Below are 14,991 nucleotides of genomic sequence, written 5' to 3' on the forward strand. Positions count from 1 at the left end.
GCTACTTGTCCTCCTCTTCTTTAACTATATTAAGTAAAAGATTTAAAACTTCATCATCAGGCTTTATTCCTCTTTCCTTTTCATAAAAGTCAATAAAAAATTCTTCAAAAGACTTTTCTTTAAAATCACTTTCTTCTAAAATATCTTCCTCACTTTTTATTTTAGGAATAATTTCTAAAATATCTTTTTTTGTTCTCTTCATAATTTTTATTTCATCTTCTCTTAAAAATCTATCAGTACTTATCTCTAAATAAACCCAACACTCTCTATCTTTATTTTCTTCACATTTTACAATTGCCTCTTCTATACTTTCACACTTCCAAACCTCTATAGGCTTATACACCTTAAATTTAATCTCCTCTATAAGCGCCTCTTTTTTAGGTTCTAAGTCAATAATAAAGCACTTTTTCTCAAAATTAATTTCTTTTTTATTGTATTGAAGTGGAGAACCAGAATATCTTATTTTTTTATTAGTTCCTGGTAAAATCATAGGCTTATGAACATGTCCTAAAGCAATATACTGTGCTTCCTTAGGAAAACATTCCTTATCAACTATAAAGCTCCCCCCAAGTTCTATATTTCTCTCAGAACCTGAATTTTCAGCTCCTGTTGCAAAAAGATGAGATACAACTAAATTTATTGTATCTTCTCTAAAATTTTCTTTAAGAGAATCAAATAATATTTTTAATCTCTCACTATAGGTTTTTGCTCTTTCTAAAGTCTCCTCCATAGAATCATATAAAACCTCATTTAACCTTTTTTCACTAGGATAAGGAACTGTTAATATAATAGCTTTTTCTCCCTTTACTTCTATTTCAATAAATCCCTCACCAGAATTTATAACCTTATTTTTTCCATACTCTCCAAGTGGTACTTTACTTTTAGGTGTTCCTACCATAACAACTCCATGGTCCTTAGCCAAAGGTGCTGAAGCTATTAGTCTTTCTGGATTATCATGATTTCCTGAAATAACTAAAGTCATTCTTTTCCCCTTGTTTGATAAATTCTTTAAGGTATCATAAAATAGTTTCTCTGCTCTAGCTGGTGGGTTACTAGAATCATAGACATCTCCAGCTATAATAACTAAATCAATATCATTTTCCTCTACAATTTTCACAAAATCATTTAAAAATTCTTCTTGTTCTTCTAAGCGACTTACTCCCTCTATATTTTTCCCTAAATGCCAATCAGCAGTATGCAAAACTCTCATAATATATCTCCTAAATTATATTTTTTTAAATTTAATAAAAATACTTAAATAGTTTAAAAAAATTTTTCATTAAACTATTTAAACTCATGTTATTACTCTTAATAAATATTATACTAAATATATTTTTATCTTTAATAAACTTACTAAGAATAAAATTTAATAAAAAGTGTAATTATAAATTTATAATTTTTTAAAAAAATGATATTTTTATCAATAATAATTATTCTTAAATAATTATTAGTTTATTTTTTAAAAAAATATAACTTTTCTTATTAAATTTCTTAAAAATTTATTATTTATGAACATAATTCGTAAAATTCCCCATTTGATGAAGATATTTTTAAGTAGTATATTAAATGCATGAGAAAGATATTAAAACTTTAACATATCAAAATTTAAAATAGATTTACGAGGTGATTTTAATGAATTCATTCATGATGGATATAAAAAACAATAGTAACGATTTACACTCAGTAGCTGAAAAAACAGGCTTCTTAAAAAGATTATTAGAAGGAAAAGCTTCAACTGAAAGCTATGCTGAATATCTTTACAATCTTTATGAAGTTTACAGAGCAATAGAAATAAACTTAGAAAAATACAAAGATAATGAAGTAGTTAAAGACTTTGTACTTCCTGAAATATATCGTGCTGATTCTTTACTTAAAGATGTTAAATTCTTATTAAAAGAAGATTCAGAAAAAGTTAAACCTTTAGCTTCAACAAGAGCTTATGTAGCTAGAATAAATGAAATAGGAGAAAAAACTCCAGAACTTTTAGTTGCACATGCTTACACTAGATATCTTGCAGATTTATTTGGTGGAAGAACAATCTATCAATTAGTTAAAGATTTATATAAAATAGATGAAGAAGGATTAAACTACTACAAATATGACCACTTAACTGATGGTCCTGAAATGAGAAACTTCGTTATGGATTATCACAACAAATTAAACAACATAAACTTAAACGAAGAAATGAAAGAAACTTTCATAAATGAAGTTGCTAACTCATATGTTTACAACATAGCAATTTCAAACGAATTAGAGTTTGTAAAATTTAATCAATAATTTTATACTTTGAATAAAAAAGGGATTATACAAAGATTAAACTATAAACTTTTAATTATAGAGAATTTTAAAATTAAAACTCTATAGTTAGTACTCCCAATATTCACTATAGATTACTAGCTTAAATCTTTTAATTCTTTTATTTAAAGTTTACATATATAATTATTTTGTATAATCCTTTTTAAAATAAATTTAAATATTTTTTAATTAAACAGATAAAATCATTTCACTTTAATATAATTTTAATAAGAGCTATGGAATTTATTCCATAGCTCTTTTACCTAGTAATGCCATCTCATGATTATGCCCTGAATCATAAGTATTTAAGGTCTTTTCAATATTATATATTATCCAAATTTATAATTTATAAACACTTTAACTCTTAATTTTATAAAATTTTATTCAAGTTCCCTTAGTTGATATTTGTATAAAGAAATTTTATAATAAAATGAGTTGTCTTTAAGCATATTTTAAAGTTTAAATATAAAAATTTAAAACTTAAAATATACTTAAATTATATAAAATACTTTTAATTTTTTAAAAATAACCAATTAAAAATAAATTTTAAAGAAAGGCATAAAATATATTAATTACTTTATATAAAATATATTTTATAGGTGTTTTATATGAAATTTGATCTTAATACCATTTATGAAAAATTTATTTCTTGGATTACTACTAATGGCTTTAAATTAGTAATTGGATTAGTTTTACTTTACGTAGGTTGGAAGATTATAAATAAATTAATTAAAATCTTAGTTAAGATAATGAAAAGAAGACATATTGACCCAACTCTTACTTCCTTTGCTGAAGCCTTTGCTGAAGTATCATTAAAATTTCTTTTAGTAATAACCTTAATGAGTTATGTAGGTTTTGATATAGCTGGTCTTGCAGCCCTTGTAGCTTCTGCTGGATTAGCAATTGGTTTAGCACTTCAAGGTAGTTTATCAAACTTTGCAGGTGGAGTAATAATACTTTTATTAAGACCCTTTAGAGTTAATGATTTTATAGAAGCTTCAGGTTACTCTGGAACTGTTGAAAAAATAACAGTTTTTTATACTCATTTAGTTACTCCAGATAATAAAGAAATCTTAATTCCAAATGGAACCTTAGCAAACGGAAGTCTTATAAACTATTCATCAAAAGAAACTAGAAGAGTTGATTTAACCTTTAGTGTAGCCTATGATGACGATATAATTAAAGTTAAAAATGTACTTTTTGATATTATAAACAAAAATGAATTAATCTTAAAAACTCCAGAACCCTTTGTTGGTATAAGTCAACACGGAGCAAGTTCTATTGATTTTGTTGTAAGAGTTTGGACAAAGCAAGAGGATTATTGGAAGGTTCACTTTAGTTTATTAGAAGAAGTTAAACTAAGATTTGATAAAGAACATATAACTATCCCTTATCCTCAAATGGATATAAAAATAAATAAATCTTAGAAATAAAATAATTTTTAAATAAAAAAATAAAAGCCTAAATTAAATGAACAAGAGGCACATTTAATTTAGGTTTTTATCAATCCTACCACACTAAATCTTAAATAATTATCTTAACTTTATAATAACGTTTTCATATAATTTTGTCAATATATTTTCAATATATTGACAAAATTATTTAATTTATCCTTTTAATACAATTCCTCATCATTTATATAATTACTTAAATCATAAGTATTTATAACTTTATTTTTATAATCTATAATATAATTATTATCCATATAAAACTCTAAATTTTCCTTACTAATTATATTAAAATTCAAATCTGCAAAATACCATGTTTCCTTTTCTTCCTCTCCAAAATAACTACTTACAGGTATTTCTATAAACTTATAATATATATTATTATCAATATAATAAGGTTTTTCAGAATCAAAAATTAAACATATATCCTCTGAAAATCTACTTGAAAATTTTGTTGGCTTTAATATATATCCTTTCTTATCTTGAAAATTCTTACTTTCATCTATAGGAAGATTTTTTAAATTTCTATAATTAATATAATACTCCTTTCCTGCCCCCTCAATACTTTTAACCTCTGGAGAAACCTTGTTATTTTCTAAATAAAGATTTAAAAGCTCTACATTTTTTTCTTTAGGAGTTAACTCATCTAAGTTCTTAATGTTATCATGAAGTAACATATCCTTATTAGCTTTTATACTACTTTCAATTTCAAAAATATCTTCTTCTACACCCTTATCTTTTAACCCTATATTTTCAGTCTTTATTATACTTAACATTAATTTTGCATTAGCTAAATCTCCATGCTTAATATAAGTTTTTGCTTGAAAAACTTTAGCTTCTAAATTTTTAATTTTTTTATGTCTAGATTCCTCTAAACCAAAGACCGACATACCTGCAACTAAAACACTTATTATTCCTAATGAAAGGAATTTTTTCATCTTCATCCCCCACTTATCTTTTGTGTATTTAAATTCATTTTAATTTTATAAAAACTTAACATCTAATTATAATATTCAATTTATCTACTTTCAATATACTTAACTTATAAAGATTAATTTAATTTATATAAATAATTTTTATTTTTCAAAATTCATATTTTATTATTAATCTTATTATTTTGTTTTCTAAATATTTATATAAAGTTTATTTTCTTGAAGGAAAAGTTATATTTATATAACTAAATTTATGTTATAATCAAAGTAAATTTATAGATAATGCTAATTAATTTAATTACTTAAAAACTTGTTCCTTTTCACCTTGGGAAACCTGTAGCAAATTAATTTGTCCAAATAATAAGTGTATGTGAATTAGCATGATTTATAAATTTAAAGCTGGCATACAAATACCAGCTTTTTTAATTAGCAAAATCAAAATTATCCTCTTTAAACTTATTAATTTTCTTATTGCTATTTACTATTAATTTATTTATTCGTTCTCTTTCTAGAGCATTCTCCTTGAGTTCATTCCTTATACACTCTAAGCCCTTAACTTTATCTGAAAGTATATCTTCTAGTTCTTTTATAGTCAAAAGTTCTCTTTTAAAAAATTCAGATTCTTTAGCCTCTTTAATTAAACTTTCCTCTAAATATTTCATACTCTTATTTAATTCAAGCTTATTCAACTTATATTTCCATGTATCTAAAGAAAAAATATTTTTTAGAAAACCTCTATCCTTAATACTATGTTCCTCTGATATATCTATAGTATCTATTTGTCTTTTTATTCTTTCATATTCAATATAATCTTCAAATAATTTAACTTCCTCTGAATTAAGAACAATATCTTTAAATATGTTTTCTTGAGCCTCTATTGCTTTTTCTGTATTCTCTTTCTCAGCAATAAACTTTTTCTCATTTATTAATAAAACTTCTTTAATCTCCTCTGTCTCACGAAGATTTTTCTCTAAATTTCTCTTTTCAGAAAGAACTTTATCATATTCTTCTTTTTCTTCCTTCCAAACTTGAACTAACTGCTTATAATATAAACTTTCCTTTTTATCCTTTTTTAAAATTTTGTTTGATAAACTTATTTCCATAACAAAAATAGGAACTAAATTTTCTCTTGAAACTTTAAACTCTTTTAAAATTATAAAACTTAATAAAGGACCTATATAAGCTCTTACCATATCATGTCTAGTTCTAAACTCATAAAAATCAAAGTCTTTTTGAAAGGCTACATAAATTGAAAAAATAGATTTTATAACAAAATCTAAACTTTCCTCTGTTCCACATTCTAAAGCTGCTTTTAAAAACTTTTCTTGATTTATTCTTATATTTTCTTTTATTGTTTCTTCTGAAACATCTGTAAAGTTCATTTTATTTAATATAAGATTTCTTTCTCTTTCAGGAGTGTTTATTAAGACTTCATAAATTACTCCACAAAGTTTAACTTCTCTATCCTTCTCCTTACTTATTGAATGTAATAAACCATTTATTATAACTATTAAGTAATAATTTATAATTCCTTCTAGCTTATCAACCTTCCCATTAAAATCACTTCTACTCTCAAGTAAGAAATAAGACTTTTCCACTACATTATCTAAGGATTTATCAAATATTTTTTTATCTAAAATAGAAGTAGAAGGAGTATTTGTAAGTTTTAAAAGAGCATAATATAATTTTATTTTTAAAACTCCATCAGAATATCCCTTTAATTCATCAACTTCTTTTTCAATAAACTTTAAAAATTCTTTTCTTTTAGATTTTACAAATATTCCTTTAGATTTATTTATAAATATACTTCCTAAACTTAGACTTTTTAAAAATGCATAAACAACTCTTAACTCATATCCTTGAAGCGATAAAAATCCCTTGTAAAAATCTTTATACTTATTATCACTATCCTCTGAAGATTCTTCTCTTAAAATAGTACCTTGCAGAGTTTTAAAACTTTTTAAAGCTTCTTGAAGCTCTAATTCTTTTTCATTTAACTTATCAACAAGGTCTTTTTTTTCTTCCTTTACATTTTTTAAAAGTTCATAAAGTTCTTCTTGCTTTTTTTCATCAGTTTTTGTAGTTTTTATTTGCTTTTCAAGGCTTATAATAAACTTTTCTTTATTTTCTAAAACCTTTTTATCTATAACTAAATCACATTGGCTTTCCTTTAAACTTTCAGGAGTTATAAAAGTAAATGTTCTACTTTCTTCTATTTCATTAGTTACATTTTTTAAATACCATATTAAAATATCATGAGCCTTTTCTAAGGCTAATAAACTAGTATTTTCATCTAAGTTATTTAGTGCTTCTTTATTGTAACACTTTTCTCCTAAACTTCTTATATACTCTCCATATTCTATTACAAAGCTTGGAATATGGCCTTCTAAGTTATCTATACTTCCTTTAAAGCTTAAATTATTTCCTCTCTCTAATTTATATGATTCTTGAATTTTAATAAATAAATCTTCAATTACCATTCTTAAAACTGTACAAGTGAGAGCTTCTTGAGTATCCCACGCTTTTTCAGCATTTCTTAATAACTCATAATAACTCTCAAGACTTGTTTTTAATATAAAATCAAAGTTTGTAATCTTTTTGTTTTCCATACAGTCCCCTCTAAGCATATTTAATTTTTAATGCTTGTTATTTTTTAAAAAATCAAAAATACCTTTTAGTAAAACCTGAGCCTTTTTATCCTCAAGTTTTTTTAATTTATTATTCATATGTTTTTTATTACATTCTAATTTTAAGCTAAGAAAATCTACTTCTTTTTTTATCTCTTCAGTAACAGTTTTATGTTTTATTATGTAAATATATTCTTCATAGCATAAATTTAAAGTAGAAAAAGACCTTCTAACTGTAAATATTAAAGCTATTATTAAGATTATTCCTATTAATGATATAACTCTAGCTAAATTATTATAATGATGATTATAATTATTTATTAGTTTCATAATAAATTCACTAGAAGCTATTGTATTTAAGTTTTCTATTCCTATTAAAATAGTAAATATAATAAAATATATTATTCCTAACCTTTTTACTCTCTTATGAAATAATCTCTCAAAATTCTCTTTTTCTTCACAATCTACACTTATGTTATCTATAGATGATAAAACCTCTCTTGTGCCAGATAATATACAAATCATACCTATTATACACATAAGATACACATCTAATGATTTAACTAATTCATAGCCACTTCCAAAAAATTTATAACTAGTAACACCTATTAAGGTATATCCAACTATAACTTTAAAATCTCCAAGAATAAATTTCTCCTTAACAATTCTTATTTTTGCTATAACAAAAATAACAGCCATAATTATTATAATCTTAACTATATATTCCCTATATATAAATATCTCATTAATAATTGTTTCAATTAAATTTTTATTATTTATTTTAGAAATTATCCGCCCTAAAGTATCAACTAAAATAAAGAGCATTGGAATTAACATTATTATTATAGATATCTCTCTGTAATTATTAAAATCCTTCCTTTCCATAACTTTATACCCCTCCATTCACAGTTCTTTATAAATCTTTTGTGAATTCCTTATTATATTATATACCTTTAATTTTTATGTTAAAACATTTAAAAGATAAAAAGTTATGAAATAATTACATATTTCATAACTTTAAAAAATTTAATATATTATACTATAATTATTCAAGGTTCCAATTAAAACACCCTCTAAATATATGTCTCCATTTTTCTTAATAAAACCTCTTTTACCCTCTATATAAATAGCTCCACTTGGCTTTAAGGTTCCAGCATATCTTCCATCTAAATATACACAACCATTAGTATCTACTAAACCTCTTCTATCGTTTAAATAAAACTCTTTAATGCAAGGCTTTTCCCACCCTAACATATACTCCCTCCAAAATATATTTCCTGTTGTAAAATTATATTATCTTTTAAAAATAAATATTACAAAAAGGCTTAGAAAAATTCCAAGCCTTTTACTCTTATTTATTTTCAATTATTATTTCTTTAGGTCCTATGTCCTTAATATCTTTAAAACTCCTATAAAAAGTAAGATCTCCTTTAAACAAGAACCTACTTAAAGTATTTTTATTTATTAATACAATCATAAGTAATGGTACCACTACACCAACTATTGTAAAAATAACATATCCATAATTAAATACATCCATAAATAAAGTAGCTACTTGTTTGTGTAAGTACATTATTATAAGAGAATTTGCACCTATTATTGTAAATACCTTCTTGTATTTTAATTTGCTAAGTTGATAACTTAAAGAAAGTATAAATACAGTAAAGGTTACAGGTATTATAATATCAAAAATAGGGTCTTTGTAATAAGAATATTTTATATTTAAATAATAGTATATTCCTGCTACACTATTTAATACAAAAAGTCCAACAACTCCTATACTTGATAAAATTAAAGTAGAAGTCTTTTTGAAAATTTCTTGAATGTCTAGCTTAACTATATAATACCCTAAAGCATAATAAGGTAAAGTAATTAAAACAGTATCTAGATTCCAAAATACAAAATATTTTTCAGTTATATCTGTTACACTATCTGGTATTACTAAAATTGAATACATATTAGCTAATAAGTAACTTATTACACAAATTACTGCAAGCTTCTTACCACCTAATCTTCTATTTAACTGGTCAAATAAAACCTTTGTAACAAACATTACAGGTATAAACCAAAATACTCCCCAAGTAGCCTTTCCCCCAAAGGCGTATTTTAACATCTCATTTATAAAATCATTAAAAGAAAAACTGCCATGATAGTACATTACATAGTTAAAACCTATGTCAATTAATGAAAAGATGGCATAAGGAACAAAGAATTTAATTGCCTGCTCTTTTATATTCACGCCCTTTTTATAAAGCATACCACTTATTATAAAGAAAGCTGGCATGTGAAACCAATAAAGATATGGTGCATTGTCAAAAGGTGCATGACACAGAACAACAGTAATTATAAGAATACCCTTCGCTATGTCTAAATAGTCTAGCCTTTTCCTTCTTTCTAAAACATCACTCATAATATTTCTCCCAACTCAATCACAATTTCATATGGTTATTACCATATACTTATATTTCCCATAATCTATATAAATATAATACTTATATATTTTAAATAGGATTTAAACTCACTATGAACTTATAATTAAATATATACTTTTATATGCAAAATTTTTCTGTTAAAATATAATTTTTAATTGTATTTTACATTTAATATTATATTTCTAACTTTTATATGAATTTATACATATATTTGTGTTAAAATCTAATATATGTCTAAAAAATACATTTTATAATTAAAATGTGCAATTTATTTTGAAGGAGACTCTAAAAATGGATAGTCAAATATTCTTTCACATATTTAATGACGATAAAGATAAATTAGAAACTCAAAACATAATAAAACTGACTACATACTCAGTTTTCTCTATATTTATTATACTAATATTCGATTTATTTTATAAAGTATTTATTAGAAAAAATATAGGCATTGTACCAGATGCCTCGGTACCTACCTTTTCCTTAAATCTAGCTTTAATTTTAGGTACTATGGCTTATATAAGTTCTTTAATATATTACTCAAGTACAAAAAAAGATGATTTTTTTATAATCTCTTTAATATATATGAATTTATCTGTGGAGCTTTTAATAACAAGAGGGCACAATTTAATAATATTTGATAAGTTTCTTTTTATACATTCTATATTTAGGCTTGTATTACTCTTTTATGTAGCCTTTAATAAAAAAGGAATTTTCCCTTTTATAATTAAACATAAAATAGTTACATCTATTTCAGTTTTCTTATTTTCTATTTTTACTCCTATGATAAACTACAAAATATTTTTTGATAATGTATTCCCTAAGAGTGTTCATTTTTATGCTATTTTAATGATTATAATAATAATCCTTTATATAGTAGCTTGTATTGCTCTGTCAAAAAAAGCATTATCTGAGTGTGAATTAATATATTCATTCATAATAGCTAGTATGCTTCTTATATCCCTTAGAGGACTTTATTGGATTTGTGAAGTTCTTATGCCAGATTTAGCTCTTTTTGAAACAAATAACATAGTGCTTCTATTGACAATATTTTCATTTTTATTAGCTATAAGTGGTGTGTTTAATGAAATAACTACTGAAAATAAAAGAAGTTCTTTACTACAAAAGGAACTTCAAGTATTTTATCACTTAGTTGAATATAATACTAGTAGCTCTATTATTTTATATGATAACAAAAAAAATGTCATCTATACAAATAAAGCTATAAGAGAAACTTATTGCAAAGCTGATAAACTAAAAGAACAATTAGTAGAAGTTGAAAAACTATTTGAAAATTCAATTTTCCTAGAGCAAAGTGAAAAAGATGCTAATAAATCACTTTTTGAAAGAGGTAATTGGGAAGGTAAGCTAATTTTAAAAACAGGAAAAATAGTAAATGCCTATATACAAATTTTAAATGTAGAAAAGAAAAATTATTTTGCAGTTAACTTAAAAGATATAACAGAAGAATATACTCTTACAAAAAATATTCAAAGAAATGAACAGCTTTTAAGTTGTATAAATAATAATATTCAAGATTTAATAATAAGTGTTGGAAACAAAGGTCTGATTACTTATGCAAACGACTCTGTTTTAAAAACTTTAAATTATACCTATGAAGAACTATTAGGACTTCCTATAATAAAGCTTCTAGGTAAAAATGATGAAGTTTTAACACAATTAAAATTAGAAGATGATGAAGATAGTATAAAATGTAAACTAGTAGGTAAACATTCCTTTGTTTATGTAGAATGTACTATAAGAACTTTAAAGGATAATAATGATACTCCTTATGGAAAGGTTATTGTAGCAAAAAACTTAACTTCTAAAAAAAGGCTTGAAAACTTAGCTATAAAATTTAAGAAGGCTAAGGCTTATGAACAAGTTAGAAATGAGTTCTTTGCAAACATTTCCCATGAACTTAGAACACCACTTAATATTATTTATTCTACAATTCAACTATTAAATGCAAAACATGAAGCTACTTCAGAAGATTTTTACGAAGCCTATGGCAAATATAAACAAGGATTGAAAATAAATTGTTATAGAATGCTTAGACTTATAAATAATCTTATAGATGTTAGTAAGATTGAAGTAGGCTTTTTAAAAGCTGAATTTAAAAATAAGGATATTGTTTCCTTAGTTGAAAATATAGTATCTTTGGTTATACCTCATTCTGAAAATAAAAATATAAGTATAATATTTGATACTAATGTAGAAGAAAACATAATAAAATGCGACCCTGTAAAGATTGAAAGATTAATACTTAATTTACTCTCAAATGCTATAAAGTTTACTCAAGATTCTGGTGAAATATTTGTTGATTTAAATGTATCTGATGATTGGGTAAAAATTAGTGTAAAAGATAATGGAATTGGTATTCCTAAAGATATGCAATCCTCAATTTTTGATAGATTTGTTCAAGCAGATAAATCTTTAAAAAGAAGAAATGAAGGAAGTGGTATAGGACTTAGTATTGTTCAATCTATTGCAGAACTTCATGATGGTAAAGTAGAACTTAGAAGTGACGGTATTCATGGTTCTGAATTTATTGTATGGTTACCAAATATAAAATTAAGTCATACTGAAGAAAGTAATAATTTAGTAGATTATATAACAGATGATAAAAATATAGAACTTGAACTTTCTGATATTTACGAAGTTCATTAACTTAAAAACTCTCCCTTAATAAAACTTATTTATTAAGGGAGAGTTTTTTTATGCTGAACAATGCTCTTTAATTTTTATTGCACTAACCTCATCCCTTGTTAATTTTTTTAAGTTTTTATAATTTATTAAATAAAAATAATTATATAATTTCCTAAGTTTATTTAGATATTCATAACTTCTATCAGGAACATCAAAACTAACCTTTGTTTCATCTCTTTCTTCTGCATATTCAACTTTAAAATCATCAACTTGAGGAAATTTTAAAAGTCCTTCAAAGGTTATTTGTCCTCTTACAAATTGATGCCCTGAACAAGAATATAAAGTTTTTATATTTGGTTGAGTATTTAAGAAAATTATTAAATCCTTTAACTCAACATCTATAGCTAATCTACTATTAAAACCACACTTTTCAGTTTCATCTTTACTCAATAAAATTGAATTTCTTCTTAGTTCCCTCATATAAGAATTGTATTCACTTACTAAAGAAAACTCTTCTTCAGTTGAATCAGATACTCTAACCCTAATAAACTCTGGTAAGTATCCTTCTTCTCTTTTATTTTTTAATTCTCTAGCTATTCTAAGTGCTTTTAAAACTTCTTCATTAGAATAATTATCTAATAAGTTTTCCATTTTAAACTCCCCCTACCCCTTAAAATATTTACCTAAATTAAATTTTCAAAAATAATATTTTTATTCTTAAAGCAATTTTATTTAATTCGACTATATTATGTAAATATTTACCATATAATAATTATATCTTTTATCATACAAAAAATAAAATCGTATTTTAGCCCATTTATTCAAATTAAATAAATTTAAGTCTTATTTTCTTTAATTTAATATTTATTGTAAATATTTTACAATTAAATAAAAAAAATTATACCAAGATAAAACTTAAAATTATATTCATAATATTAAGGTTAATCTTGATATAATTTAAAAATAAAACTATTTAACTTTTTTATAGATAATTGGTTCTACACAACCAAATGTTACCTTACCGTTCTTTTCCATAACTTCACTTACGTAAAGAGTTCCATCTTCAGTTCTTTCTTTTAATTTAAAAATAGTTTCAGGACCAAATTGACTTACACTTTCTCCTTCAAAGCCTCCATCTTTAAAAGTATATGTCATAGGATTAAACTTTTCTGAAACTTTTAATTCATTATAATCCATAACTAAATTTTCATTATCATTTCTAAAATCAGCTTTAGAAACTCCCTTTGGTAAATCATAAGAAGTTAAAACTACATTTCCATTCTCATCTTCTGTAAATAAAAATAAGTGTGGTAATATATTTTTAAAATTACCTTGCTCATAATAACTTTCCTCAATAACAAAAAATCCTTTAAAATCTTCAGGAAGATTTTTTATTTTGTCATTACAAATATGAGTTACATGTTTTGATTTAGGATGTGGTTTTAAACCTTCCTTAATTTCCATATCTACCTGCTCATCATTATTAAATTCTCCACATAAATAATCTAAGAATAAATTTAACTTTCCCATAAAAATCCCTCTCAATCCTATTTTATTTTTAAAATAATTATTGAAACTAATATAACATATTTATTTTTAAAATTAAATAAAAATCTAATTTATTAAACATTTTAATATAATTAATTCATATAATATTAATAAACACCATATAAAATCCGAAAAATCTTATATGGTGTCGAATATTGTGGTTAAACAAACATAATATTATTTTCATTTTAAAAAGCTAAAATTAAAATCATTTCAATATAAGTTCTCCTAATAATAAACTTAGTTTAAATAAAAGATTACTTAATTATTCTAAATTCGCTTTAAGCTACTCAAAATCAATTTTGAATCTCCAAAAACAACAGATCTATATGATTTTACTTAATAAACTTAAATAAACCATTAGAATAATAAGTCCTAAATTTACTTTTAAAAAATCAATCTCATATTAAAATTGATTTTTTAAAAATAACAGGCTTAAATAAATTTACATACTAATAAAATTAAATACATCATTAGAAAATAAATATCTCATATAAACTAAATAAAAATATTAGTAGTTTTTATCTTAATAAAATTTTATATTAGCTATTTGTAATTATATGATAACTCTGTAAATATTTCATGTCAATTAACATTTAAATCTTTAATGAATAATTTTCACATTTAATTAATAATTATTCTTTTATTAAAAATAGCTATATTAAATTAATAAATTAAAAATCATGAAAAAATATTTTTTACAATATATGTATATATTTTGTTTATTTGTCCATAATTAAAATATCCACAAATTAATAAGTAGTAAAAACTTAGAGATAGATATATAATACTTCCCCAATCATATATCCTTAATAACTTCCCCTTTTATATTTATTCTCTAAGAAATCTACTTATTGTGGATTTAAAAAGAAATCTATATATATTCTAAAAATTTTTAGAATATATATAGATTTCTTTTTTATAACAAAATTATTTATAAAATAAAAAAAGCTTAGTGAATATTCACTAAGCTTTTGGTGGCTCGAGCAGGAATCGAACCAGCGACACGAGGATTTTCAGTCCTCTGCTCTACCGACTGAGCTATCGAGCCATAAAATAAAAA

At 23.6% G+C, this 14,991-nt stretch carries 11 protein-coding genes and 1 tRNA gene; 3 read left to right on the forward strand and 9 right to left on the reverse strand.

Going from position 1 to position 14,991, the window contains the following annotated elements:
- Position 1: 1 nt before the first annotated feature.
- Positions 2-1,210 (reverse strand): exonuclease SbcCD subunit D, encoded by a 1,209-nt coding sequence (locus AC4FRL_RS11290; RefSeq protein WP_491140344.1) that lies wholly within the window; start codon positions 1,208-1,210, stop codon positions 2-4.
- A gap of 422 nt (positions 1,211-1,632) precedes the next feature.
- Here AC4FRL_RS11290 and AC4FRL_RS11295 point away from each other — a divergent pair, with 422 nt between their 5' ends.
- Together AC4FRL_RS11295 and AC4FRL_RS11300 are read left to right on the forward strand one after the other, a co-directional pair.
- Positions 1,633-2,277, forward strand: coding sequence for a biliverdin-producing heme oxygenase (locus AC4FRL_RS11295; protein ID WP_491140345.1), 645 nt, complete (start codon positions 1,633-1,635; stop codon positions 2,275-2,277).
- A 626-nt stretch (positions 2,278-2,903) separates the two neighbouring features.
- Positions 2,904-3,722, forward strand: a complete 819-nt coding sequence (locus tag AC4FRL_RS11300) for a mechanosensitive ion channel family protein (protein WP_491140346.1) — start codon at positions 2,904-2,906, stop codon at positions 3,720-3,722.
- Positions 3,723-3,910: 188 nt separating this feature from the next.
- Here AC4FRL_RS11300 and AC4FRL_RS11305 read toward each other — a convergent pair whose 3' ends face one another.
- The 5 genes from AC4FRL_RS11305 to AC4FRL_RS11325 form a co-directional block, all read right to left on the reverse strand.
- Positions 3,911-4,681 (reverse strand): hypothetical protein, encoded by a 771-nt coding sequence (locus AC4FRL_RS11305; RefSeq protein WP_491140347.1) that lies wholly within the window; start codon positions 4,679-4,681, stop codon positions 3,911-3,913.
- Between the two features lie 416 nt (positions 4,682-5,097).
- Positions 5,098-7,284, reverse strand: coding sequence for a coiled-coil domain-containing protein (locus AC4FRL_RS11310; RefSeq protein ID WP_491140348.1), 2,187 nt, complete (start codon positions 7,282-7,284; stop codon positions 5,098-5,100).
- 27 nt (positions 7,285-7,311) lie between these two features.
- Positions 7,312-8,187 (reverse strand): hypothetical protein, encoded by an 876-nt coding sequence (locus tag AC4FRL_RS11315; RefSeq protein WP_491140349.1) that lies wholly within the window; start codon positions 8,185-8,187, stop codon positions 7,312-7,314.
- Positions 8,188-8,328: 141 nt separating this feature from the next.
- Positions 8,329-8,556 (reverse strand): hypothetical protein, encoded by a 228-nt coding sequence (locus AC4FRL_RS11320; protein WP_491140350.1) that lies wholly within the window; start codon positions 8,554-8,556, stop codon positions 8,329-8,331.
- Positions 8,557-8,653: 97 nt separating this feature from the next.
- Complete coding sequence (locus AC4FRL_RS11325; protein WP_491140351.1) at positions 8,654-9,712, reverse strand: acyltransferase family protein; 1,059 nt, start codon at positions 9,710-9,712, stop codon at positions 8,654-8,656.
- A gap of 313 nt (positions 9,713-10,025) precedes the next feature.
- Between AC4FRL_RS11325 and AC4FRL_RS11330 the strand changes: the two genes are divergently transcribed.
- Complete coding sequence (locus AC4FRL_RS11330) at positions 10,026-12,401, forward strand: sensor histidine kinase (protein ID WP_491140352.1); 2,376 nt, start codon at positions 10,026-10,028, stop codon at positions 12,399-12,401.
- Positions 12,402-12,449: 48 nt separating this feature from the next.
- Here AC4FRL_RS11330 and AC4FRL_RS11335 read toward each other — a convergent pair whose 3' ends face one another.
- The 3 genes from AC4FRL_RS11335 to AC4FRL_RS11345 form a co-directional block, all read right to left on the reverse strand.
- Positions 12,450-13,031 carry a hypothetical protein gene (locus AC4FRL_RS11335; protein WP_491140353.1) on the reverse strand — a complete coding sequence of 194 codons (582 nt, stop codon included), beginning with the start codon at positions 13,029-13,031 and terminating at the stop codon, positions 12,450-12,452.
- Positions 13,032-13,349: 318 nt separating this feature from the next.
- Positions 13,350-13,910, reverse strand: a complete 561-nt coding sequence (locus tag AC4FRL_RS11340; RefSeq protein ID WP_491140354.1) for a hypothetical protein — start codon at positions 13,908-13,910, stop codon at positions 13,350-13,352.
- 993 nt (positions 13,911-14,903) lie between these two features.
- Positions 14,904-14,979, reverse strand: a tRNA-Phe gene (locus tag AC4FRL_RS11345).
- Positions 14,980-14,991 lie beyond the last annotated feature (12 nt).

The sequence above is a fragment of the Clostridium sp. TJA032 genome, from assembly GCF_058310275.1.